At 64.5% G+C, this 24,315-nt stretch carries 13 protein-coding genes; 7 read left to right on the top strand and 6 right to left on the bottom strand.

Annotated features, from left to right (window positions below; genetic code table 11):
* Positions 1–126 precede the first annotated feature (126 nt).
* A complete protein-coding gene (locus LB553_RS07710; RefSeq protein WP_224512064.1) occupies positions 127–3,909 on the bottom strand; it encodes a vitamin B12-dependent ribonucleotide reductase in 3,783 nt (1,260 codons plus the stop codon).
* A gap of 710 nt (positions 3,910–4,619) precedes the next feature.
* On the opposite strand from LB553_RS07710, the gene gltX reads away from it, so the two are divergent.
* The gene (gene gltX, locus LB553_RS07705) at positions 4,620–5,993 is read left to right on the top strand and encodes a glutamate--tRNA ligase (RefSeq protein ID WP_224512062.1); all 1,374 of its coding nucleotides are present in this window, start codon (positions 4,620–4,622) and stop codon (positions 5,991–5,993) included.
* Here gltX and LB553_RS07700 read toward each other — a convergent pair.
* From LB553_RS07700 to LB553_RS07690, 3 genes are all read right to left on the bottom strand, one after another.
* Positions 5,911–7,131 (bottom strand): DUF2865 domain-containing protein, encoded by a 1,221-nt coding sequence (locus LB553_RS07700; RefSeq protein ID WP_412033308.1) that lies wholly within the window; start codon positions 7,129–7,131, stop codon positions 5,911–5,913. The genes gltX and LB553_RS07700 overlap by 83 nt on opposite strands.
* A 100-nt stretch (positions 7,132–7,231) precedes the next feature.
* Complete coding sequence (locus tag LB553_RS07695; protein ID WP_224512060.1) at positions 7,232–9,556, bottom strand: NADP-dependent malic enzyme; 2,325 nt, start codon at positions 9,554–9,556, stop codon at positions 7,232–7,234.
* 160 nt (positions 9,557–9,716) lie between these two features.
* The gene (locus LB553_RS07690) at positions 9,717–10,496 is read right to left on the bottom strand and encodes an SDR family oxidoreductase (RefSeq protein WP_224512058.1); all 780 of its coding nucleotides are present in this window, start codon (positions 10,494–10,496) and stop codon (positions 9,717–9,719) included.
* A gap of 122 nt (positions 10,497–10,618) precedes the next feature.
* Between LB553_RS07690 and LB553_RS07685 the strand changes: the two genes are divergently transcribed.
* Both LB553_RS07685 and LB553_RS07680 read left to right on the top strand, forming a co-directional pair.
* Complete coding sequence (locus LB553_RS07685) at positions 10,619–11,449, top strand: UDP-2,3-diacylglucosamine diphosphatase (protein WP_224512056.1); 831 nt, start codon at positions 10,619–10,621, stop codon at positions 11,447–11,449.
* Positions 11,450–11,638: 189 nt separating this feature from the next.
* Positions 11,639–12,853, top strand: coding sequence for an MFS transporter (locus tag LB553_RS07680; protein WP_224512055.1), 1,215 nt, complete (start codon positions 11,639–11,641; stop codon positions 12,851–12,853).
* Here LB553_RS07680 and dgcA read toward each other — a convergent pair.
* The gene (dgcA, locus tag LB553_RS07675) at positions 12,824–13,807 is read right to left on the bottom strand and encodes an N-acetyl-D-Glu racemase DgcA (protein ID WP_224512053.1); all 984 of its coding nucleotides are present in this window, start codon (positions 13,805–13,807) and stop codon (positions 12,824–12,826) included. The genes LB553_RS07680 and dgcA overlap by 30 nt on opposite strands.
* Positions 13,808–13,884: 77 nt before the next feature.
* On the opposite strand from dgcA, the gene LB553_RS07670 reads away from it, so the two are divergent.
* The 4 genes from LB553_RS07670 (at position 13,885) to LB553_RS07655 (ending at position 17,965) form a co-directional block, all read left to right on the top strand.
* Positions 13,885–15,072, top strand: coding sequence for an ABC transporter permease (locus LB553_RS07670; RefSeq protein ID WP_224512052.1), 1,188 nt, complete (start codon positions 13,885–13,887; stop codon positions 15,070–15,072).
* Position 15,073: 1 nt separating this feature from the next.
* Positions 15,074–15,886 carry an ABC transporter ATP-binding protein gene (locus tag LB553_RS07665; RefSeq protein WP_224512051.1) on the top strand — a complete coding sequence of 271 codons (813 nt, stop codon included), beginning with the start codon at positions 15,074–15,076 and terminating at the stop codon, positions 15,884–15,886.
* A gap of 14 nt (positions 15,887–15,900) precedes the next feature.
* Positions 15,901–17,274, top strand: a complete 1,374-nt coding sequence (locus tag LB553_RS07660) for an MCE family protein (RefSeq protein WP_224512050.1) — start codon at positions 15,901–15,903, stop codon at positions 17,272–17,274.
* Between the two features lie 79 nt (positions 17,275–17,353).
* Positions 17,354–17,965 (top strand): ABC-type transport auxiliary lipoprotein family protein, encoded by a 612-nt coding sequence (locus tag LB553_RS07655; protein ID WP_224512049.1) that lies wholly within the window; start codon positions 17,354–17,356, stop codon positions 17,963–17,965.
* Positions 17,966–18,052: 87 nt separating this feature from the next.
* Here the strand turns inward: LB553_RS07655 and LB553_RS07650 are convergent, their stop codons facing one another.
* Positions 18,053–24,259, bottom strand: a complete 6,207-nt coding sequence (locus LB553_RS07650) for a kinesin (protein WP_224512048.1) — start codon at positions 24,257–24,259, stop codon at positions 18,053–18,055.
* Positions 24,260–24,315: the final 56 nt, after the last annotated feature.

Genomic DNA, 24,315 nt, shown 5'->3' with positions numbered 1-24,315 from the left:
AAGTTCCTACTAACTTCGCTAGCTCGGGCCTTGTCATAGTCATCGCACTGCGCCCTTCGGAGCAAAGACGTCCGAGGGCGTGAGGTGGTAGGGATCCGAGCTAAGCGGAGTATTCATTGGGGCCGATCAGCTGCACCCGCTCGTTGAACCACACGTGTCGCACTTCTCGCAGGTGCCGTTTCGCACCATGGTGAAGTTGTGGCACTCGGAGCATTCGTTGCCGGTGTAGCCCTGGAGCAGCGACTGCTGGCGCCTTGTCGCGGCGAGCTTCTTCGCCTCGGCCGCTTCGTTGGCGGCGGCGTCGGTGAACAAAGCCTCGGCGCCGCCGGCGGCTTCGGCTTCTTCTTCCACCATGTCCTCGGCCAGTTCCCTGGCGCGCTCCTCATAGTCGCGCTTGTAGGCAAGCGCTTCGTCGCTGGCGGGCTTCAGCGCCAGCACGTTGGAGCCGGCAAAGGCCGTGGGTGCTGCGCGGGCAGGGGTGGTAGCGGGAGAGGGACTTGAACCCCCGAAACCCTTGGGCTCTGAGCCGATGCCGGACACCAGCTTCACCGGCGAGGCGCCGCGATAGAGGCCCTTGGAGAAGGGCGTCGCCTTGCCTTCGGTGATGCCGCGGCCGAGCGCGGTCTTGTCGAAGTCCGACTGGTCGACATGGGCGAGGTCGTGGCGGCCGAGATAGGAGACGGCAAGCTCGCGGAACACATAGTCGAGGATCGACGTCGCGTTCTTGATCGCGTCGTTGCCCTGTACCATGCCGGCCGGCTCGAACTTGGTGAAGGTGAAGGCCTCGACATATTCATCGAGCGGCACGCCATATTGCAGGCCGAGCGAGATCGCGATGGCGAAGTTGTTCATCATCGCGCGGAAGGCAGCGCCTTCCTTGTGCATATCGATGAAGATCTCGCCGAGGCGCCCGTCGTCGAATTCGCCCGTCCTGAGATACACCTTGTGGCCGCCGACGACGGCCTTCTGGGTGTAGCCCTTGCGGCGGTTCGGCAGTTTTTCGCGGTCGCGGTAGAGCCGCTCGATGACGCGCTCGACGATCTTTTCCGTCACCTGCACGGCGCGCTGCGCGGCAGGGGCGGCGATCAGCTGCTCGACCGCTTCGTCTTCATCTTCGTCGTCAACGGCGAGCAGCGAGGCGTTGAGCGGCTGCGACAGTTTCGAGCCGTCGCGGTAGAGGGCGTTCGCCTTCAGCGCCAGCTTCCAGGATAGCATATAGGCGTTCTTGGCATCCTCGACCGTCGCCTCGTTCGGCATGTTGATGGTCTTGGAGATGGCGCCCGAGATGAAAGGCTGCGCCGCCGCCATCATCAGGATGTGGCTTTGGATCGAGAGCGAACGCTTGCCGATCTTGCCGCAGGGGCTGGCGCAGTCGAACACCGGCAGGTGCTCGGCCTTGAGGAACGGCGCGCCTTCGAGCGTCATGGCACCGCAGACATGGATGTTGGCGGCGTCGATGTCCTTCTTCGAGAAGCCGAGAGCCGGCAGCATCTCGAAGGAGACGTCGCTAAGCTGCTCGTCGGTGAAGCCGAACGTGTCCTTCACCCAGTCGGCGCCGAGCGTCCACTGGTTGAACACGAATTTGATGTCGAAGGCCGACTTCAGCGCCGCGTTCAGTGCCGCGATCTTCTCGTCGGTGAAGCCCTTGGCCTTCAGCGTCGAAGGATTGATGCCGGGCGCCTGGTTGAGGTTGCCATGGCCGACGGCGTAGGCCTCGATCTCGGCGATCTGGCTTTCGGAATAGCCCAGCGTCCTGAGCGCTTCCGGCACGGCGCGGTTGATGATCTTAAAATAGCCGCCGCCGGCGAGCTTTTTGAACTTCACCAGCGCGAAGTCGGGCTCGATGCCGGTGGTGTCGCAATCCATGACGAGGCCGATCGTGCCGGTCGGCGCGATCACGGTCGCCTGCGCGTTGCGGTAGCCATGCTCCTCGCCGAGCTCGATGGCGCGGTCCCAGGCGGCGCGGGCGTGCTCGGCCAGCGCCTGCTGCTTCAGGTCGGACGCGACCAGCGGCACCGGATTGACGGCGAGCTTCTCGTAACCGTCCTTGTCTCCGTAAGCGGCGCGGCGGTGGTTGCGCATGACGCGCAGCATGTTCTGGGCGTTGCGGTCATAGTCCGGGAAGGCGCCGAGCTCTGCGGCCATCTCGGCCGAGGTCGAGTAGGCAACACCGGTCATAATGGCGGTGAGCGCTGCACAGATCGCGCGGCCCTCATCGGAGTCGTAAGGGATGCCCGAGGTCATCAAGAGGCCACCGATATTGGCGTAGCCGAGGCCGAGCGTACGGTATTCGTAAGAGAGCTTGGCGATCTCCTTGGACGGGAACTGCGCCATCATCACCGAGATCTCGAGCACGACGGTCCACAGGCGAACGGTGTGCTCGTAAGCGGCGATGTCGATCGTGCCGTCTTGCTTGCGGTAGGGCAGGAGATTGATCGAGGCCAGGTTGCAGGCCGTGTCGTCGAGGAACATGTATTCCGAGCACGGGTTGGAGGCCCGGATCGCACCGGCGGAGGCGCAGGTGTGCCAGTCGTTCATCGTCGTGTTGAAATGCAGGCCCGGATCGGCGGAAGCCCAGGCGGCGTAGCCGATCTTTTCCCACAGATCCCGCGCCTTCAGCGTCTTCAGCACCTTGCCGTCCTTGCGGGCGGTGAGCTGCCAGTCGCCATCGGCCTCCACGGCGCGCAGGAAATTGTCCTTCAGCGACACCGAATTGTTGGAGTTCTGGCCGGAGACGGTGAGATAGGCATCCGAGTCCCAGTCGGTGTCGTAGGTCTTGAACGACATCGAGGTGTAGCCCTGGCGGGCGAACTGGATGACGCGGTAGATGTAATTCTCCGGTACGGCGTCCTTCTTGGCCGCCTTGATCTCGCGCCTCAGCGCGGTGTTCAAAGCCGGGTCGAAGCAGTCGTCGCCATTGCCTTCGCAGTTGACGCAGGCCTTCATGATCGCTTCGAGATGCTTCTTGACGATCTTGGAACCGGTCACCAGCGAGGCGACCTTCTGCTCTTCATTGACCTTCCAGTCGATGAAGTCCTCGATATCCGGATGGTCGGCGTCGACGATGACCATTTTTGCCGCGCGGCGCGTCGTGCCGCCCGACTTGATGGCGCCCGCCGCGCGGTCGCCGATCTTGAGGAAGCTCATCAGGCCAGACGAGCGGCCGCCGCCGGACAGCTTCTCGCCTTCGCCGCGCAGCATGGAGAAGTTCGAGCCGGTACCGGAGCCGTATTTGAACAGGCGCGCCTCACGCACCCACAGGTCCATGATGCCACCCTCATTGACGAGGTCGTCCTGCACGCTCTGGATGAAGCAGGCATGCGGCTGCGGATGCTCGTAAGCCGACTTCGACTTGGTCAGCTTGCCGGTGAAGGGGTCGACGTAGAAATGGCCTTGGCTCGGGCCGTCGATGCCATAGGCCCAGTGCAGGCCGGTGTTGAACCATTGCGGCGAGTTCGGCGCGACGCGCTGGGTGGCGAGCATATAGGCAAGCTCGTCGCGGAAGGCGCGCGCGTCTTCCTCCGACTTGAAGTAGCCGCCCTTCCAGCCCCAATAGGTCCAGGTGCCGGAGAGGCGATCGAAGACCTGGCGGGCGTCGGTTTCCGAACCGTAGCGCTCGGCCTCGGGCAGCTTGGCGAGCTCAGCCTCGTCGGCGATCGAGCGCCACAGGAAAGAGGGGACGTCGTTCTCCTCGACCTTCTTCAGCCGCGCCGGCACGCCGGCCTTGCGGAAATATTTCTGGGCCAGGATGTCGGCCGCAACCTGGCTGAACTGCGCCGGCACATCGATGTTGTCGAGGCGGAACACCACCGAGCCGTCGGGATTCTTGATCTCCGACAAAGCCTTGCGGAATTCGATCTCCGCATAGGCTGATTGCTCTGGCTTGGTGAAGCGACGCTCGATGCGCATTGGTCCGGTCCCTTTGTATCTACATATAGCGCTTTTCTCCGGGAATCTCTGCCCCGCACAACGAAAAGCGCAGTCCGCCGTTTGCCGGCATCGCAGGCGACGCCGGCACTCTCCTCGTCGCGGGCGCCGCCGTGCAGACAGCATAACACCTTGCCAGGCGTTTGCCCGGGCTGCAGGCCGATCCCCGCGGGTCCCTCAAATGAAACTTTGTCGATTCCCTCGGAAGAGGGAGGTTCACATTATCTAGGGTCCAGCCTGCCTGCAAACACTAAATATAGTGTTAACAGATCATTTTTTCCAGGCCGACAATTCTCCCTTTCGCCCACCCAAGCCCAAACGATCCCAACGCTTCCGCCGGCCTCGGGACCGGGCGGAAAAGTTGGCAAAACGCACAAAATCCGGGAAAAAAGACCGGCCTCTAAACTCTCCGGTCACGCCCGCCACAGGAGCGCATGGCCCATAAAAAGCGACTCGTTCCGAGCCGTCAAGGATTCGTTTTTGTAGCTTTTGTGACCCCAACATCTTGTGTGTCACATATGTGGATAACGGGGACATAAGAAGCCCGGGTTTGCCGGCGCTTGACGAGCTTTGTCCGGCCGCCGCGAAGCCCGTCAGGTCAGCGGCTTTTCATTTTAGCTGGCTTGCACTATCTCTTGCGTTCGCGCGGGGCGCGCCTTGTCAACACCAAAAGCATCCGCTACGCCCCGCTCATGACAGTTACCGTACGTTTTGCCCCATCGCCGACCGGCCGCATCCATATCGGCAATGCGCGCACCGCGCTGTTTAACTGGCTTTTCGCCATGAACAACAAAGGCCGTTTCATCCAGCGCTTCGACGACACCGATATTGCCCGCTCGAAGCAGGAATATGCCGATTCCATTCTTTACGACCTGCATTGGCTGGGCATCTTTCCGGATGTCACCGAGTATCAGTCGCGCCGCTTCGAGATCTATGACGCGGCGGTCGAGCGGCTGAAGGGGGCACGCGTGCTCTATGCCTGCTACGAGACGCCTGAAGAGCTCGATCTGCGCCGCAAGGTACGCCGCACGCGCGGCCTGCCGCCGGTCTATGGCCGCGAGGCGCTGACACTGACGCCGGAGCAGGTGGCCGAATACCAGTCGGACGGACGCAAGCCGCACTGGCGCTTCCTGCTGCCCAATTTCACCAGCGATCCGTTGCAGCCGGAGCGCACCGAAGTGCATTGGAACGATCTGGTGCGCGGCGAAGAGACCGTCGACCTCGCTTCGCTGTCGGACCCCGTGCTGGTGCGCGAGGACGGCACCTATCTCTATACACTGCCTTCCGTGGTGGACGACATCGAGATGGGCGTCAGCCATGTCATTCGCGGCGATGACCATGTCACCAATACCGGCGTGCAGATCGCCATCTTCAAGGCGCTCGGCGCCGAGCCGCCGGTCTTCGGCCATCACAACCTGCTCACCACCGTGTCGGGCGAGGGGCTATCGAAGCGCACCGGCGCGCTGTCGATCGAAAGCCTGCGCGAGGACGGCATCGAGCCGATGGCGGTCGCGTCGCTGGCCGTGCTTGTCGGCACGTCGGAAAATGTCACCGCCGCGCACGACCTCAATGAGCTTGCCGGCCATTTCGATCCGGCGGCGACGTCCAAGTCCGCTTCCAAATTCGACCCGGACGAGCTCTTCGTACTCAATCGCACGCTGATGCATCGCATGCCGTTCGAGGAAGCGCGCGACCGGCTGATTGTGCTCGGCATTTCCGGCGACAAGGCCGAGCCGTTCTGGTTGGCGGTGCGCGGCAATCTCGACCGGCTGTCGGACGCGGTCGCCTGGTGGCGCATCTTGAACGAGGGTCCGCAGGAGCCGGCCGAATTTTCCGGTGAGGACCGCGACTTCCTCAATCAGGCGTTCGAACTGCTGCCGGAGGAGCCGTGGAACGGCACGGTCTGGAAGGACTGGACCGGCAAGATCAGGGAAGCGACCGGACGCAAGGGCAAGCCGTTGTTCATGCCGCTGAGACTGGCGCTTACCGGGCGGACTTCGGGGCCGGAGCTTTCAGATCTATTGCCGCTGATGGGTCGGGAAGGAACGCTGGCCCGACGACCCTGACCTTGCGCTGGTCCGGCGGCAACGCCGAGACCGGCGACACCGGCGCCTTGGTGGTCAGCCGCTTGATCGTGTCCAGGTCGAGCCCACCTTCGGCATTGGCGAGCGTTTCGGGATCGGCACCCGGATCGGGCTTGACCGCCGGCATGGGAACGAAGGGCGCTGCCTTGCCGTCCGGCCGCGACTGTTCGGGATTGGGCGGGTTGCCGCCGATGATCCTGAAATTGCCGGCCTGTGGGTTGCAGCCGCAACTCGGCGGGCGCGAGTAATTGGCCTGCTTGTAGAGATAGGCGGTCGGCAGCTCGCTGTAGGGGTGCCCGGTGACGGAGGAGGTCATCGAACCCGAATCGTCGTCCATTCCGCGCGAATAGAAGACCTGCATCTCGGTGCCGGGGCAGCTCGATTCGCAATTCTTCTGGTCACGCTCGAGATCGCCGACGGAGGCAGCGTTGGACATCGGAAAGAAATAGCCGTCGCAGGTGCGCACGCACATGGTGTGGAACTCGCCGCCCAATCTCGGCAGGTCCATGCCGTCCGGCTGGTTGATGACGCGGCGGAAGTTGCGCTCGCTGGGATCGTCGGACGGCACGTCCGCCGTGTCGGGAACGTCAGGAGCATCAGGCGTTTCGAGTTGCTCATCCTGGCGGCCGAAAAGCTGCTCGAACAGATTGCCGGCGCCATTGTCGCGGGAAGCCTCCTGAAGCGGCGCGCGGCGCGGCGCGATTTCGTCGCCGCGGCAGCCATTGGCATCGAGCGCCGCGAGGATGCGGCCGCGGTCGCGCCGCGTGCCGCCCGCGGCCAGCCGCTCGCGCTTGGCCTGCAATGCGTCGAGATTGGCGTTCATGCGATCTATCGAGGCGTTGATCGCGGCGCATTGGCTGGCATTGCGCGAAAACAGCGTGAAGCCGCAACCGGCATCGCTTGCCCGGCCCCGTACTTTGGCAAGCTGCTCGCGCTGCCTGGCGATCGCGTCGTCATATTTGCGGACGAGACCTGGTCCTCCGCCGCCGCGCGTCGCGGCGAGTTCGGCTTCGAGTTGCCGGCATGTGCGAGAAGCCGCCTGGGATTCGGTGAGAGTGACAGCTGAACATGCAAGCGCTGCAAGCGGCGTCGCAAGATGCATCAGCGTCCACCCCTTCATCCGCCTGGAATCCCGATTGCCCGTGGCCGGAAAACTACCGCGTTCGTGGTTAACTGTTCCCTAGTTTGCAACCCGACATATTGTGCTTTGGCGCGCCGCCTCAATTCAGGTCGACAAGCGCCTGCGCCTTGTGCGCGGCCTCGACAACGGCAAGTGCCGTCATGTTGACGACGCCGCGCGAGGTGACCGACGGCGTCAGTATGTGCGCGGGCTTGTCGGTGCCGAGCAGGATCGGTCCGACATGCAGCGCGTCCATCATGGCGCGCAGCGCCGTCAGCGTGATGTTGGCTGAATCGAGATTCGGGAAAACCAGCAGATTGGCTTCGCCCTTCAGCCGCGAATGCGGATAGACGCGTTGGCGCAGATGCTCCGAAAGAGCGGAGTCGGCATGCATCTCGCCATCGCACTGCAGGTCCGGGGCGATGCGAGCCAGGATCGCCGCGGCCTGGCGCATCTTCAGCGCGCCGGGTGAATCGCGTGAGCCGAAATCCGAATGCGACAGAAGCGCTGCCTTGGGCTCGATGCCGAAGCGCTGGATTTCCTCGGCCGCGAGCACCGTCATTTCGGCGATTTCTTCCGCCGTGGGATCGACCGAGACATGCGTGTCGGTGAGGAAAATAATGCCGCGCTGGGAGATCAGCATCGACAATGTCGACAGGTCGCGGTCCTTGATGCCGGCGCGCGGCCCGATGATCAGCGTGACATTGCGCAGATGCCGCTCGAAGCGACCCTCGAGCCCGCAAATCATGGCATCCGCGTCGCCGCGCTTCAGCGCAAGGGCGGCGATCACCGTGTTGTTGGTGCGCACCATGGTGCGGGCAGCTTCCGTCGTAATACCGCGGCGGCCGGCAAGCTCGATCAGGAGGTCGACATAGTGGCGATAGCGCGGGTCGTCTTCCGGGTTGATCAGGCCGAAATCGACGCCGGGCCGGATGCGCAGGCCGTAGCGCTTCAGGCGGACCTCCACGACATGCGGACGGCCGATCAGGATCGGCTCGGCAATGCCTTCCTCCAGCACCACCTGCGCGGCGCGCAGCACACGCTCGTCCTCGCCATCCGCATAGATGACGCGCTTGGCGCTGGAAGCCTTGGCGGAGGAGAACACCGGCTTCATCACCAGGCCGGAGCGGAAGACGAAGCGGTTGAGCTTGTCGATATAGGCTGCAAAGTCGGCGATCGGCCGCGTCGCGACGCCGGTGTCGCAGGCAGCCTTCGCCACCGCCGGCGCGATGCGCAGGATCAGGCGCGGATCGAAGGGCGAGGGGATCAGGAAATCGGGGCCGAACATCGGCGTCTCGCCGGAATAGGCGCGCGCCGCGACATCGGAAGGCTCCTCGCGGGCAAGGGCGGCGATCGCCCGCACGGCGGCCATCTTCATCTCCTCGTTGATGGCGCCGGCGCCGCAATCCAGCGCGCCCCGGAAGATGTAAGGAAAGCACAGCACGTTGTTGACTTGGTTGGGAAAATCCGAGCGGCCGGTGCAGATCATGGCGTCCGGCCGGGCGGCGCGCGCCACTTCCGGCATGATCTCGGGATTGGGGTTGGCCAAGGCCAGGATCAGCGGTTTCGGCGCCATGTGCTGCAAGAGCTCCGGCTTCAGCACGCCGGCGGCGGAGAGGCCGAGAAACACGTCGGCGCCGGCAATGACGTCAGCCAGCGTGCGCGCCTCGGTGTCCTTCACATAAGGGTCTTTCCAGCGATCCATCTCCTCGACGCGGCCCTTATGGGCGACGCCGAAGCGGTCGGTGACCCAGATGTTTTCCACCTTGGCGCCGAGCGAGACCAGAAGGTTGAGGCAGGCGAGGGCCGCAGCACCCGCGCCGGAGGTGACGATCTTTATGTCTGAAATCGTCTTGCCGGCCAGTTCCAGCCCGTTGAGCACTGCGGCGGCGACGATGATCGCGGTGCCGTGCTGGTCGTCGTGGAAAACCGGAATGCCCATGCGGGCCTTCAGCCGCTCCTCGACCTCGAAACATTCCGGCGCCTTGATGTCCTCCAGATTGATGCCGCCGAAGGTCGGCTCGAGCGCGGCCACGGTCTCGACCATGCGCTCGATCTCCGGCGCGTCGATCTCGATGTCGAAGACGTCGATGCCGGCAAACTTCTTGAACAGCACCGCCTTGCCTTCCATCACCGGCTTGGAGGCGAGCGGGCCGATATTGCCGAGCCCCAGCACGGCGGAGCCATTGGAGACGACGCCGACGAGATTGGCACGGGCAGTGTAGTCGGCGGCGGTGGCGGGATCGTCGCGGATCTCGAGGCACGGCGCGGCCACGCCCGGCGAATAGGCAAGGGCCAGGTCGCGCTGGTTGCCGAGCGGCTTCGTCGCCTGGATCTCGAGCTTTCCAGGCGTCGGGTGCTTGTGGAAGAAGAGGGCAGCCTCGTCGAGGTCCGATCGGGCCGTTTTCTTGTTCTCGCCGTCCATCCGGCCCTCCCTCTGTTCTGATTTGGAGCCTTTTAGCATGTGCCGGAGAGTTTTCGCGACGGCAAATAGCGGGCTCCGCCCTTCACAATGCCGGAGCGAAAATAATCAAGTAATTCCAGATGGTTGGGCTGTGAGCCTCAAGCCTTTGGATTGGCGGCGGTCAGAACGCGCTGACGTAGAGGCCGCCGTCAACCGGGATGTTCTGGCCGGTGAGATAGCCGGCATGGACCGAGCACAGGAAGGCGCAGATCTGGCCGAATTCCTCCGGCGTGCCGAGACGTTTTGCCGGTACGTCGGCGCTGATGCGGGCCTTGCGCGCGGCGGCCGCGGCCGGGTCTTCCGGAGTGCCGGCCTCATTCGGGCCGCGCAGCCGGTCGGTGTCGAGCTTGCCGGGCAGAAGGCTGTTGATGGTGACGTTGCGGTCGGCAACCGTGCGCGCCACCCCGGCGAGGAAGGACGTCAGGCCGGCGCGGGCGCCGGACGACAGGTCGAGGCCGGGGATCGGCACATAGACCGACAGCGAGGTGATATTGACGATGCGACCGAAGCCGCGCTTGGCCATGCCGTCGATCACCGCCTGGATCAGCTCGATCGGCGTGACCATGTTCTGGGTCACGCCCTCGAGGATCTTGGCGCGGTCCAGTTCGCGGAAATCGCGCAGCGGCGGGCCGCCATTGTTGTTGACCAGGATGTCGGGATCCGGACAGGCGGCAAGCAGCGCCTTTTGCACGTCGGGCTTCGACACGTCGCCGGCGACTTCGATCACCTTGACGCCGAATTTTTCGCGAATCTCGGCGGCAGTCTTGGCAAGAAGCTCGGCGTTGCGGCCGTTGACGACGAGGTCGGCGCCGGCCTCGGCCAGCGCCATTGCGCAGCCTTTTCCAAGCCCTTTGCTCGAAGCGCAGACAATGGCCTTTTTGCCGCGAATGCCGAGATCCATGGTGATTTCTCCTGATGTGTTGGCGGCGCAAGCTAGCGCCTGGGCTGGACCAACCGCAACCGTCATACGGTTGTTGCATGAATCGGGGCATAGGCACGCCAAAGCAAAGGGGTAAAATCGTGATGTCGGACCCAGAGCCCCGCACTTTCCGCGCACTGTTCATTTCCGACGTGCATCTCGGCTCGAAAGCGGCCAAGGCCGATTTCCTGATCGATTTCCTGCGCCATCACGATGCCGAAATCATCTATCTGGTCGGCGATATCGTCGACGGCTGGCGGCTGCGGCGCAACTGGCATTGGCCGCAGAGCCACAACGACGTGGTGCAGAAGCTGCTGCGAAAGGCGCGCAAGGGCGCTTCGATCACCTATATCGCCGGCAATCACGACGAATTCGCCCGCCAGTTCCAGGGCGTGCATTTCGGCGGCATCGTCGTCGCCGACCGCGCCATCCACGAGACCGCCGGCGGCCGGCGCCTGCTGGTCATCCATGGCGACCAGTTCGACACGGTGGTGCACAACCAGCGCTGGCTCGCTTATCTCGGCGACTATGCCTATGACACGGCGATGCTGATCAACCGTGTCGTGACCAGGCTGCGTCACCTGCTCGGCCTGCCTTACTGGTCGTTTTCGTCATGGGCCAAGGTCAAGGTCAAGAAGGCGGTGAACTTCATCAGCTCGTTCCAGACGGTGCTTTCCGAAGAAGCGCGGCGCTCGCATGTCGATGGCGTGATCTGCGGCCACATCCATCACGCCGCGATCGAAAGCTATGGCGACGTGCAGTACATCAACACCGGCGACTGGGTCGAAAGCTGCACCGCGGTGGTCGAGCATTTTGACGGCCGCATGGAGATCCTGACCTGGGCGCATGTGCTGCCCGAGGCGTCGGCCGGCAATGAAGCGCTGGTGCCGATCGACATCATCGGCTTGACGGGCAGGGCGGCTCAGGCGGCTTGAAGCTGTCTTTTTCCCGATTCAGCCAGTTTCCTCGTCGCGCTGACCTCGGGCGCGCTCTCGCTCCAGGCCGCTTTCGTCAACAGCTTTGCTCTTGATCGATTGGCCCAGCCAGTTCCGCCGCGCTTTGCCGCATGTTAGGGATCGAGACGCGTTGCACGAACGCTTGGTGCAACGAAATTGGATCGATTCATGTCGCTGCCCCCGCTATCGCCCGAGCAACTCGTCAAGCCCAGCCATTTCGAACTGCGCATGAGCCTGATCTTCGCGACCTTGTTCGTGTCGCAGGGCACGCATCTGCCTTACTTTCCGCTCTGGCTGCAGGCGAAAGGATTTCATGCCGAGCAGATCGCCGTCATCCTGGCGGCGCCGATGTTCCTGCGCGTGGTGACGACGCCGATGCTGACCGCGCTTGCCGATCGGGCGAAGGACCGCGCCAATGTCTACATCGTGCTGGTTGCGGCCTCGATGGCCGTCTCTGCCGGCTACTTCCTGCCGGCCACTTACGCCACCGTGCTTGCCGTCTCGCTGCTGTTTACGATCGTCTGGACGCCACATTCGCCGATGGCCGATTCGCTGGCGCTGTCGGGCGTGCGCCGCTTCGGCTCGAACTACACGGCGATGCGCAAATGGGGCTCGATCTCCTATCTCGGCGCCAATGTCGTGGGCGGCTTCATCCTGGCGGCCACGGGCCCGCAGGCAGTTCCGGTCATCATTTTCATCGCGCTCGGCGCGGCTCTGGTCGCGGGGTTATGGGCGCCGCGCATGGGGCGACCTCGCAAGGCCTCGCCGCTGTCGGCCACCGAGATCCAGAATAAGGCGCCGAGCCTGTTCAACGCCTATTTCCTCTATTTCACGCTCGGCGTCGGCATCATCACCGCCAGCCACGCCTTTCTCTACGGCTTCGTATCGATTTATTGGAAGTCGATCGGCATCGGCGATTCCGTCGTTGGCCTGCTGTGGGCCTGGGGCGTGGTCTCCGAGGTCTGCATGTTTCTGTTTTTCAATCGTATTTTTGCTTCCATCTCGGTGGTCCGGGTGATGGTGATCGCCGGTATCGGCTCGATCGTGCGCTGGATCGCCTTTCCGCTGGTTTGGCCGCTTGGGCTTGGCATTGCCGGCTTCTTCGGCGTCCAGACGCTGCATTCGGTGTCGGTGGCAATGGTATTGATCGGCCTGCAGAAGATGATCGGCGAAACGGTCTCCGAGGAGCGCACGGGTGCGGCGCAAGGCATTGCCTATTTCTTCAACGGCTTCTTCATGGCGGCGGTGACGCTCACCTCCGGCCCGCTCTATGATCGCCTGGGCCTCGACGGTTTCTGGGCGATGATCCCGATTGCGATCATCGGCGTGGCGCTGATAGGCCTCGCTTCCCGCTCAGCCCCAAAGCACGCTGTCAGGAGGTGAAACGAGCGATCCCCGGTAGACGAGGCCGGGCTCGCGATCCCGCGCCAGCAGCAGCGGGCCATCGAGGTCGACGAAGTCGGCATCCTGCGCGAGCAGCACGGCCGGCGCCATGGCGAGCGAGGTGCCGACCATGCAGCCTACCATGATGCCGAAGCCGAGATCGCGCGCGCGGTCGCGCAATTTCAATGCCTCTGTCAGGCCGCCGGATTTGTCGAGCTTGATGTTGACGGCATCATAGAGGCCGACCAGCGCATCGAGGTCCTTCGCCGCATGCACGCTTTCGTCGGCGCAGACCGGCACCGGATGCGCGATCCGGCGCAGGATCTCGTCGTGGCCCGCCGGCAGCGGCTGTTCGACCAGCGCGATACCGTGTTGGGCGGCGAAGGCAAGGTTCGCCTCGACAGTTTCGTCGGTCCAGCCCTCATTGGCGTCGAGGATGATGCGGCTTTCGGGAGCGGCCTCCGTTACGGCGCGAATCCTCGCCATGTCGTTGTCGCCGCCGATCTTGACCTTGAGCAGAGGCCGCGTGGCATTGGCGCGCGCTTGCGCCGCCATGGCCTCCGGCTCGGCGAGCGACAGCGTGTAGGCGGTTTCCAGCGGCCTCGTCGGAAGAACCCCGATCGCCGCCGCCACGGGCGTGCCAGTCAGCTTGGCTTCCAGGTCCCAAAGGGCGCAGTCGATGGCGTTTCGCGCAGCGCCCGCGGGCATCGCAGCGAGCAGAGCGGTCCGGTCGATGCCGGCGATGATCGGATCGCGCATGGCCTCGATGGCCGCGCGCACCCCCTCCATGGTCTCGCCGTAACGCTTGTAAGGCACGCACTCGCCGCGCCCGGAACGTCCCCTGTCGGTGATCGTTACGGTGATGACTTCGGCCTCGGTTTTGGATCCGCGTGAGATGGTGAAGGTGCCGGCGATCGGGAATCGCTCCATTTCGACCGAAATGACACGCGCCATAATTTTCTTCTCCGGCTGTGCGACACCGGTCTGCCGGCAAATCGACACGCCAGTCCCGTCAGGCTAAACAGGACGCCATGTTGACCATCCGCAAACGCGACGCAAGCGGCGAGGCCGCCAAGGAGGCCGAGCACCGGCCGCGTGTTGCCGTCGGCGAGGAAGGCGGGGTCCTGGGTTGCGCCTTCTCAGGCGTGTGGACGACGCGCACCGTTGCGGCGGTCGATGCCGACATGCGCAAGATCGAGCAGAGAAGCGGCGCGAAACAGCTGGTGCTCGACCTTTCCCACATCGAAAAGATGGACACGGCCGGCGCCTGGCTGATCGATCGGCTGGCCAGCGCCTTCGAGAAGAAGGGCACCGAGGTCCATTTGCAGGGTCAGAGCGAGATCGCCTCGATCCTGCTCGGTGCGGTCGGCGACGCGGTCCGCCGCGAGCCCGAATCGGGACCGGCCGGCCCGCCCAACATCATCCTGCGCGCGCTGGAATTGGTCGGCCGCCGCGTCTATGAGATGCGCGACGATTTCCTGGCCTCGATGAACATCCTCGGCGCCACGATCCGCGGCGCGCAGATGAAACTCGGGCGCGGTCACGCGGTCAATCCCGCCGCTATCTTCAACCAGATCGATCGCATGGGCGTCGGCGCCATACCGGTGGTGGTGCTGATGTCGGCCATCGTCGGCGCTATCGTCGCCCAGCAGGGCGCCTATCAGCTCAGCTATTTCGGCGCCAACATCTTCGTCGTCGACCTCGTCGGCGTGCTGATCTTGCGCGAACTCGGCGTGCTGATGACGGCGATCATGCTCGCCGGACGTTCAGGCAGCGCCATCACCGCCGAGATCGGCTCGATGAAGATGCGCGAGGAGGTCGACGCGCTGAAGGTGATCGGCCTCAATCCGATCGGCGTGCTGGTCTTTCCGCGGCTCGTCGCGCTGGTGATCGGGCTGCCTTGCCTCACCATCATCGCCAATTTCGCAGCTCTTGGCGGCGGTATCGTCGCCGCCTGGCTTTATTCCGATATCCCGCCGGCCGCGTTCATCGACAGGCTGCGCGTCGCCATCGATCTCAGCACCATCTTTGCCGGCCTGATCAAGGCGCCGTTCATGGCCCTGATCATCGGCATCATCGCATCGGTCGAAGGCATGAAGGTCGGCGGCAGCGCCGAATCGCTCGGCCTGCACGTCACCGCGTCGGTGGTGAAGTCGATCTTCGTCGTTATCATCCTCGACGGGCTTTTCGCCATGTTCTACGCAGCGATCGGGTTCTGAGATGGCGAATGGCAACGGCGCAACGGCAGCGGGGGACGCGAACGACGACGAAATCGTGCTTTCGGTGCGCGACGTCACCGTCGCCATCGACGACAAGCTGATCCTCGACAAGCTTTCGCTCGACATCAAGCGCGGGGAAATCCTCGGCTTCGTCGGCGCTTCGGGCGCCGGCAAATCGGTGCTGTTGCGCACGATATTGGGACTGATGCCGAAGCAATCGGGGACGATCAGCCTGTTCGGCGTCGACGTCGACAAGGCAAGCGACGCGGACCGCCTGCGCATCGACATGCGGCTCGGCGTCCTTTTCCAACATGGCGCGCTGTTTTCGGCGCTGACGGTGCTGGAAAACGTGCAGGTGCCGATGCGTGAATATCTCGACCTGCCCAGGGCGCTGATGGACGAACTCGCCATGCTCAAGATCGAGCTGGTCGGGTTGCCGGCCGACGCGGCACAGAAATTTCCCTCCGAGCTGTCCGGCGGCATGATCAAGCGCGCGGCGCTGGCGCGTGCGCTGGCGCTCGATCCGGACATCGTCTTTCTCGACGAGCCGACATCGGGGCTCGATCCGATCAGCGCGGCCGAATTCGACGAGTTGGTCGTCAAGCTCCGCGACACCATGGATCTGACGGTCTACATGGTCACGCACGATCTCGACACGCTGTTCACCGCCTGCGACCACGTGGCGGTGCTCGGCAAGAAGAGGGTGCTGGTCGAGGGTACGATCGACGACATGCTGAAGAGCGAGGAGCCGTGGGTGAAATCCTATTTCCGCGGAAAACGCGCGCGGCAACTTGATCTTGCGGCGCGCGCATAGCCATAAGTGGGGCGATGGAAACAAGAGCCAACTACATTATTGTCGGCATCTTCACGCTGGGTGCGATCCTGGCGGCCTTCGCCTTCGTCTATTGGACAGCGGCGATCGGCGAAAGGGGCGAAACGGCAATGCTGCGCGTGCGCATTCCGGGTTCGGCCTCAGGTCTCGGCCGCGGCAGCTTCGTGCTGTTCAACGGCGTCAAGGTCGGTGACGTCAAACGGGTTTACATCGACGTCGACAATCCGACGGTGGCCATCGCCGATACCGAGATTGACCGCATGACGCCGATCACCAAGTCGACACAGGCCGATATCGGGCTGGCCGGCTTGACCGGCCAAGCCAATATCGAACTCCGGGGCGCCGACCCCAAGGAAGCGAAGCTGCTCGACGAGGCGGAGAAAGAGGGCAGGATCCCCGAGATTACCGCCAATCCGTCGGCGGTCACTAACCTTCTGCAGACGGCGCAGAACATCTTCACACGCGCCGACAAGGTGCTGAGCGAGCTCGAAGGCTTCACCAAGGACGTTCGCGGCCCGCTGACGCAGACGGTCAAGAACGTCGAGACCTTCTCGGACGCGCTGGCCAAGAACTCCGACGGCATCGACAAGTTCCTGTCGGCGGTGAGCTCACTTTCGGATCAGCTGAAGAATGTCTCGGGCCGGCTCGACAGCACGCTGAAGGCGGCCGAAGGCTTGCTCAATTCCGTCGACAAGGACCAGATCAAGAGCATCGTGGCCAATGTCGATACGGTGACGGCGAACCTGAAGGAGACCTCGAAGCAGTTCGATACCGTCATCGGCAACGTCAACACGGCGGTCGGCTCGATCAACGATTTCGCCAAGCAGACACAGGGCACGTTGGCCAGGGTCAACGGCGTGCTCGACGGCATTGATCCGAATGACGTCCGCACCGCGCTCGCCAATATCCAGAAGGCGAGCGACAGCGCCAACAAGGCGGCTGCCGACATAGCCAAGGTCACCGACAAGATCGCCAGCCGCTCCGATGACATCAACGATACGATCAGGAATGCCCGCCAGCTTGCGCAGCGCCTCAACGACGCTTCGGTGCGCGTCGATGGCATCCTCGAAAAGGTCGACAATCTCCTCGGCTCCGGCGAGGCCAACGGCGTGATGGCCGATGCCAGGGCCACATTGAAATCCTTCAAGCAGGTGGCCGACACGCTGAACTCCCGCCTCGGCACCATCGTGGACAACCTGTCGCGCTTCTCCGGCCAGGGCCTGCAGAACGTGCAGGGGCTGGTGCAGGACAGCCGGCGCTCGATTAATCGCATCGAGGAAGCGGTAACCGATCTCAGCCGCAATCCGCAGCGCATTCTGTCCGGCGGCGCCGGCGAGGTCCGGCAGTTCGATGGTAGGGCGCGGCGTTGACTTCGGCTGCCGCGACAGCCAAGAAAATAAACTGCAAATGCGGGTTGATCGTAAGATCCGGGGATGACGGGGATCAGGCGTGAAGTCGGTGAGGGTGGTGGCGGGGACTTTCAGATCATCCGCGGCAGCATTGCTGGTGCTTGCGCTTGCCGGCTGCGCGGCATTGGGCGCCAAGCCGGCGCCGCTCGACACGTTCGAATTGTCGGCGCCGTCGGTCGACGTGCGTGCCCACAGCCGTCGCCAGATCCTGATCGCCCAGCCGTCGGCGCTCAAGGCGCTGGATAGCCAGAACATTGTCATCAGGCCTTCCGACCGGTCGATCCAGTTCCTGAAGGGCGCGCAATGGGCGGACCGGCTGCCGCTGATCGTCCAGGCAAGGCTGGCCGAAACCTTCCAGCGCTCCGGCAGCTTTGCCGGCGTCGGCAAGCCGGGTGAGGGGCTGGCGATCGACTACCAGATCATCGTCGAGGTGCGCTCCTTCGAGGTGCGCGTCGATGGTGGCGAGCATGCCGATGTCGATCTGTTCGTGCGCATCCTGAACGACCGCAATGGAGAGGTGCGCGCTTCGAAGAGCTTCACCGCGAGCGCGCCGGTCTCCGGCGGCGGCAATGCGGCTTATGTCGACGCCTTGGACAGCGCCTTTGGACAGGCGGCGAAGGACATCGTCCGCTGGACGGATTCGACGATCTGAGCTCGGGCCAAGCCGACAATCGAAATCATCGACATGAAAAAGGCGGGTCGAGACCCGCCTTTTTAGTTCTGATTCCGCTTGGCGGCGTCAGTGCAGCCGGCCGCTGGCATGGGCCAGCATGGTGTAGACCTTGCCGGTGTCGGAGGTCAGATAAGTCTGGGCCATGATGTTGTCGCGGTCGTTGCGCGAGACATCCTTGAGCAGCTTTTCGAAATCCTCGCAGTAGCGGTCGACCGCGGCACGGAATTCCGCCTCGGCCTGATACTTGCGACGGATCTCGTCGAAGGTCTGCTGGCCCTTGAGCGTGTAGAGGCGGCGCGTGAAGACGTCGCGCTCACCGCGGCGGTAACGGTTCCAGAGCTCGATCGAGGCGTCATGGTCGATGGCGCGAGCGATGTCGACGGAGAGCGAGTTGAGCGACTCCATGACGTGCAGCGGCGAGCGCTGGGCAGGCGTTGGGCGCGGCGCTTCCGCGGGCGCTGCCGGCCGCAGCTCTTCCTCGCGCGAGGCGTTGGTCAGCAGGTCGCGCACCCAGCCGCCCTGCGGCGACGTCTTGCCGTTCTCGCGGCGCGGCGCCTCGGCGGGACGTTCCAGGTCGAGCGTGCCGCGCAGGGTGGTCTCAGCAAGCGGCGCCTCCGGAGCGCGAGACACCGGTTGCGGCTGCGGCTGAGATTGCGGAGCCGGCGTGCGGCGCAGCGGCGGCTCGGCGGCGCGGGCCGGCGCTTGCGAAGCAGGGCGCAGACCGCGCGGTTCGCCCTGCTCGCTGCTGCCGCTGCGGCCGGATTTCGCAACGATATCCGACAGTTCCTTGAGCGCATTGATCTGCTCGGCAACCGCGCGGCGAATGGCCGAGGTGGATTCCTTGGCCTCTTCCGGCATCTCGATGACGCCCTTCTTCAGCTCGGCACGGGTCAGGTCGAGCTCGCTCTTGATCGAACTCGCGGTGCGACGCATCTCCTCGGTCGCGTCGGCAAAGCGGCGCGTCGCCGAATCGACGACTTCGGCGATGGTGGTGCGGATCTTTTCGGCCGATTCCATCGTGCGGCCTTCCGCGGTCTGCATCGTCTGGCCGACGAGGCTTTCGAAGGAACGCATCACCTTCTCGAGGTCTTCCGACTTCTTGACCAGGCCGACGGCAAGATCTTCCAGCGAGGACTGGCGCTCCAGCGTGTGCTCGAGATTGCTCTGCGCGGAGCTGAGCAGGTTGGAGGCACTGGAGAGCAGCCGGCTGTGTTCGTCGAACTTGGTCGCGATCGAGGCCACCTCGCGCAGCGTCGCCGAGGACAGGTCGGTGAGCCGCGTCGTGTTGGAATCGACGAGGCGCGCCGAGCTGGCGAAGGTCTGGGCGGCCTTCTCCGTGGTTGCGGCGAAGCTCTGCGTGCTGCCCGAGAGTCGCTCCTCGACCTGGCCGAGGTTGACGGCCGCCTGTTCGATGAGCTGGCCGAGCTGCGCGCTGGAGGTCGTCATGCGGCCGATGAGATCGGCCACGCTGTCGGCAAGCGACGAACGAGCGCCTTCGACGGCCGACAGCGTCTCGGCCGTGCGGCTGGCGAGAGCATTGACGAGGTTCGTGTTCTCGCTGCGCAGCTTCTCGGCCGCGCGTTCGGCGACCTCTTCCATGCTGCGCTGCAGTTCGGAGCCGCCCTGGGCGAAGCGCTCGACCAACGGCTTGGCCGTCTCGTCGAGGATCCTCGCCATCTCGGCCGAACGCGCCGCGAGCATGGTGTTGAGCTCGCGGGTGTTGGCGCCGATCGTGCGCGCGGCCTCGTTGGTGCTCTGGCCGATATGCTGGCCGACCGCCGTGAAGGTCTCCGCGATGACATTGGCGCGCGAGATGAGCTGGGCCTCGGCGCTGGAGACCTGCTCGTTGAGCTTCTGGCCCATGGTCTCGGCGGAATAGGCGAGGCGGTTTTCCACGCTCGCGACCTGATCCTCGACGCGGGAAGCGGCGGCAGCGGCACTTGCGGCAAGCCTCTCGTCGGCGCCGGCCAGCGCCTGCTCGATCTCGCGGGCATGCACGGCAAGTTCCTGGCCGGTCTGGCGGGCGCGGTCGGCAACGCGCTGCTCGGTGGCGGCGAAGGCGCCGACGATCGTGTCGGCATGCTCACCGATGGTCGAGCTGGTCGAAGCAATGCGCGACACCAGGCGGTTGTCGGCGTCGTCGAAGATGCGGCCGATTTCGCCTGCGCGAGCGGAAAGCGCTTCCGAACCTTCGGCAATACGCGCCATCAACTGCTGATCGGCGCTGTCGAAGATGCGGCCGAGATCGGTGGCGCGAGCAGCCAGCGCTTCGGCCGATTCGCTGATGCGCATCGAGAGTCGCTCGTCGGCGCCCTCGAAGTTGCGCAGGATGTCGCCGGCGCGGGCGGCCAGCGATTGCGCCGTCTCGACGGCACGGGCAACCAGCTTCTGGTCGGCCGCGTCGAAGGTGTTGGCGATCTCGCCGGCGCGCGTGGCCAGCTTGTCGGCGGTTTCCTCGGCGCGGGCCATGAGCGCGTTCGATGCGTCGTCGGCGCGCGCCATCAGCATGTTAGACGTGTCCTGAGCGCGTTCGTGCAGACGGCGATCGGCCGCCTCGAAGGCCTGGGCGATGTCCTCGGCCCTGGCAAGCAGCGCGGCGGAGGTCTGCTCGGCGCGCTCGGCGATCTTGCGATCGGCGTCGCTGAAAGCGGCTCCGGCCTGTTCATGCAGGGTGCTGGTGATCTCCATGACTTTGTCGCGCAGCGCGCCCGCCACGAACACAGCGGTCTTTTCAAGTACGCCGCGGACGTTGTCGACACCGGTCGACAGCGCACGCTCCATGGTGCCGGCGCGCTCCTCGATGACACCGGTCTGCCGGCTGAAGGCCTGCTCGATCTTCTCCACGTCGGCGGCAATCGCCGCCGAGATGTCGCCGCTCCTGGCGGCGATCTGGTCGATATGCCCGGAAACCGAACGATCGACGTCCTTGCGCGCATCGGCGAGCTTGGCGAGATCGTCCTCCAGGGCGCGGGCCAGCATGTCGCGGCCCTCGGCCAGCTTGCCGACATGGCCGGCGATGACGTTGTCGATCTCGGATCGGCTTTCGGTCAGCTTCTGAAGGTCGGCTTCGAGGGCGCGCTTGAGGATATCGCGGCCTTCGGCGAGCTTTTCGACCTGGCCGGCGACCAGTCCGTCGATGCCGGAGCGGCTTTCGGCCAGCTTGGCGAGATCGGCTTCAAGAGCGCGCGTGAGGATGTCCCGGCCTTCGGCAAGCTTTTCGACCTGGCCGGCGACGAGACCATCGATCGAGGCGCGGCTCTCAGCGAGCTTGGCAAGGTCGGCTTCAAGCGCACGCTTGAGGATGTCGCGGCCTTCGGCGAGCTTCTCGACCTGGCCCGACACCAGGCCGTCAATGCCGGCGCGGCTCTCGGCGAGCTTGGCGAGATCGTCCTCGAGCGCCTTGGATAGCGTCGCGCGGTTCTGCGACAGCTGGTCGGCATGGGTCTGCATGAGGCCGCTGGCATTGGCCATATCGGCCTCCAGCGCGCGCGAAAGCTCGGCGCGGTGGTCGGTGATCTTCTGCGAATGATCGACAATCGCGCCCTGGATCGTGTTGAGGTCGGCTTCCAACGCGCGCTTGAGAATGTCGCGGCCCTCGGCAAGCTTTTCGACCTGGCCGGCGACCAGCCCGTCGATGCTGGAGCGGCTCTCCGCCAGCTTGGCGAGATCGTCCTCCAGCGACTTCGACAGCACGGAACGGTCCTGAACGAGCCGGTTCTGGTGGTCGGCGATGGCGCCGCTGACGGCCTGCAGGTCGGCTTCGAGCGCTTTCGAAAGCTGCGAGCGATCTTCCAGCACCTTGTCCGAGTGTCCCGCGATGGCACCCTTGATGGTGCTGAGGTCGGCCTCCAGGGCGCGCTTGAGGATGTCGCGGCCTTCGGCGAGCTTCTCGACCTGGCCGGCGACAAGGCCGTCGATCGAGGCGCGGCTTTCGGCCAGCTTGGCGAGGTCGGCTTCCAGCGTCTGCGACAGCAGGCTGCGGTCCTCGGCGAGCTTGCCGGCGTGGCTGTCGATCAGGCCGCGGATGCCGCTCAGATCGCTTTCAAGGGCGCGGCTGAGCTCGCCGCGGTCCTCGGCGAGCTTGGTCGAATGGGTCTCGATGAGGCTCCTGATGCCGACGATGTCGGTTTCGAGCGCCTTGGCGAGCACCGCGCGGCCCTCGGCGATCTTCTCGACCTGACCGGCGACAAGGCCGTCGATCGAGGCGCGGCTGTCCTGCAGCTTGCCGAGATCGGCCTCCAGGGCGCGCGCCAGGATGTTGCGGCCCTCGGCCAGCTTCCCGACATGGCCGGCGACCATTTCGTCAATCATTGTACGGGCTTCGACAAGCCTGCCGGAGTCTTCGTTCAAGGCTTGAGACAGGCGATTACGGCCTTGTTCGAGCTGCTCCAGATGGCTGCCCAGCGAGGCGTCGATGGCGGCGCGCGATTCGTTGACCTTGCGCAGGTCTTCTTCCAGCGCGCGCGAGATCAGGCCGCGGCCTTCGGCAAGCTTCTGCACCTGGTTGGTGACGGCGGCATCGATCGCGGCGCGGCCTTCGGCGAATTTCGCCAGGTCCTCCTGCATGGCGGCGGCCATGCGCTCGCGGCTCTCGGAAAGGGCGCGGCTGTGGTTCTCGACGGCTTCCTCGATGCCGACACGGGCATCGGCCAGCCGCTGGATGTCGGAATCGAAGGAGCGCGACACCACATGCCGGGCCGCTTCCATGCGGCCGGCGAAGTCGGTGGCGCGGGCTTCGAGCATCGAGGAGGTCGACGAGATGATGTCGGCCATATCGGCGCCGATCTGGGTCTTGCCCTGATCGATCATCGCCGACAGCGTGTCCTTGCTCTCGGCGAAGGCGTGGGCGATTTCCTTCGCACGCTCCACCATCGTCTCGTTGATCTGACGCGCGCGCGCTTCGAGGGCAGCGTTGAGCTTCTGCGTGCCGGTGTCGAGCGCCTCGGCGCGGGTCTGGAACTCGCTGATCAGCGCCTGGCCGCGTTCGGCCAGCGTCCGCTCGATGCCGCTGAGGCTCGCCTCGAATTCCGAGTTCAGTGTGCGCGCCGCGCCGCCGAGCAACGAGACCATGCCATTGGTGCGGTCGTCGAGCAGGTCGGTCAGCGAGCGGGTCAGGCCGTCCGTGGTGTCGGTCAGCTTGGCGATACGGGTATCGAGCAGGCTCGCGAAAGCCTCGCCGGAGGTCGAGAGGCGGTCGGTGATGCTGTCCAGGCGCGATTCGACCGAATCAAAGATCGACGTCGAGCTTTCATTGATGCGATCGATCAGCGTGTCGCCCGAATTGTTGATCGTCATCGACAGCTTGGTCGAGGCGTTGAGGATCGAGTCGCGGATGATGTCGCTGGCCGAGCCGATCTCGTCGCGCAGCGTCTCGTGAGCGCTGGCAATCGAGGCGCGCACGCGCTCGGCATGGGTGATGACCGCCTCGCGCTCGCTGCCGAGACCGTCAACCAGCGAACGAATGCGGGCCTCGTTCTCGGAATAGGAGCGTTCGAGCTGGCTGACTTCGCCATGGACAAGCGTTTCGAGCTCGACCGCGCGGGCCAGGGTGCGCTCGATGCCTTCGCCCATGGCCGCCACCTCGCGGCGAACGGCCTGGCCGATCATCATGACACGGTCCTGGGCGAGGTTTTCCGGCTCTGCCAGGCGGAAGGCGACCTCGGTCATGGATTGCGCGGCGAGGCGCATTTCCTGCGCGCGCCGAATCATGGCGGCGAACGCCCAGAACAGAATGACCGGAACAATCGCGGCAACCACCAGGCCGATCAGCTCAGGGCGGGCGAAGAACTGGTCGAAGGTGCGGATCTTCCAGATGCCGGGGCCGAACAGGAGATTGGCCAGGCCGCCGGCGCCGGCGATCCAGGCCAGCGAGATAAAGGCGATCACCCAGTAGACGGTGCTCGAAGCACGCCGGTTGAGGCTGTGCAGCAGCGTCTTGTAGTCCTTCTGGCGGTCATCATTGGCGGGCGTGAAGCCGGCGGGAGGCGTAAAGCCGGACGGCTGCCCGTTGCGCGGCTCGATGGGGCGCAGGTCGGCCGGCTTGGCCGCGGGCGCCTTGGGGGGCTGGGGATTGTTTGCCGGCTCCGCTCTATGGCTGCGGCCCTCGCGCGCCAGCTCGTCGGCTGCCGCCGAGATCTGCGCTTCGAGGTCCTCCATCGACGCCGCCATATCGAGCCCGCCTTCGTCGCCGGCAAGGTCAAGGTCGAGCGCCTTTTCCAATTCCGCGGCTACGTCATTCTCGAGAGACTTGGTCGTCGTTGGTTTCTTAGCCATGCCTTCGCTACCCTGTACTAGCTGCCGCGGGACTTATCATTTTGGCCTGATTCTGG

The sequence above is a fragment of the Mesorhizobium sp. CA8 genome, from assembly GCF_020164955.1.
GTDB lineage: Bacteria > Pseudomonadota > Alphaproteobacteria > Rhizobiales > Rhizobiaceae > Mesorhizobium.
The sequence above is the reverse complement of the archived record's forward strand: the minus strand, read 5'-3'. Positions and strand labels throughout refer to the sequence as shown.

Bases quoted from the DNA above. Each gene is read 5' to 3' on its own strand.
- LB553_RS07710 (WP_224512064.1), bottom strand. From the start codon at position 3,909: ATGCGCATCGAGCGTCGCTTCACCAAGCCAGAGCAATCAGCCTATGCG.
- gltX (WP_224512062.1), top strand. From the start codon at position 4,620: ATGACAGTTACCGTACGTTTTGCCCCATCGCCGACCGGCCGCATCCAT.
- LB553_RS07700 (WP_412033308.1), bottom strand. From the start codon at position 7,131: ATGAAGGGGTGGACGCTGATGCATCTTGCGACGCCGCTTGCAGCGCTT.
- LB553_RS07695 (WP_224512060.1), bottom strand. From the start codon at position 9,556: ATGGACGGCGAGAACAAGAAAACGGCCCGATCGGACCTCGACGAGGCT.
- LB553_RS07690 (WP_224512058.1), bottom strand. From the start codon at position 10,496: ATGGATCTCGGCATTCGCGGCAAAAAGGCCATTGTCTGCGCTTCGAGC.
- LB553_RS07685 (WP_224512056.1), top strand. From the start codon at position 10,619: ATGTCGGACCCAGAGCCCCGCACTTTCCGCGCACTGTTCATTTCCGAC.
- LB553_RS07680 (WP_224512055.1), top strand. From the start codon at position 11,639: ATGTCGCTGCCCCCGCTATCGCCCGAGCAACTCGTCAAGCCCAGCCAT.
- dgcA (WP_224512053.1), bottom strand. From the start codon at position 13,807: ATGGCGCGTGTCATTTCGGTCGAAATGGAGCGATTCCCGATCGCCGGC.
- LB553_RS07670 (WP_224512052.1), top strand. From the start codon at position 13,885: ATGTTGACCATCCGCAAACGCGACGCAAGCGGCGAGGCCGCCAAGGAG.
- LB553_RS07665 (WP_224512051.1), top strand. From the start codon at position 15,074: ATGGCGAATGGCAACGGCGCAACGGCAGCGGGGGACGCGAACGACGAC.
- LB553_RS07660 (WP_224512050.1), top strand. From the start codon at position 15,901: ATGGAAACAAGAGCCAACTACATTATTGTCGGCATCTTCACGCTGGGT.
- LB553_RS07650 (WP_224512048.1), bottom strand. From the start codon at position 24,259: ATGGCTAAGAAACCAACGACGACCAAGTCTCTCGAGAATGACGTAGCC.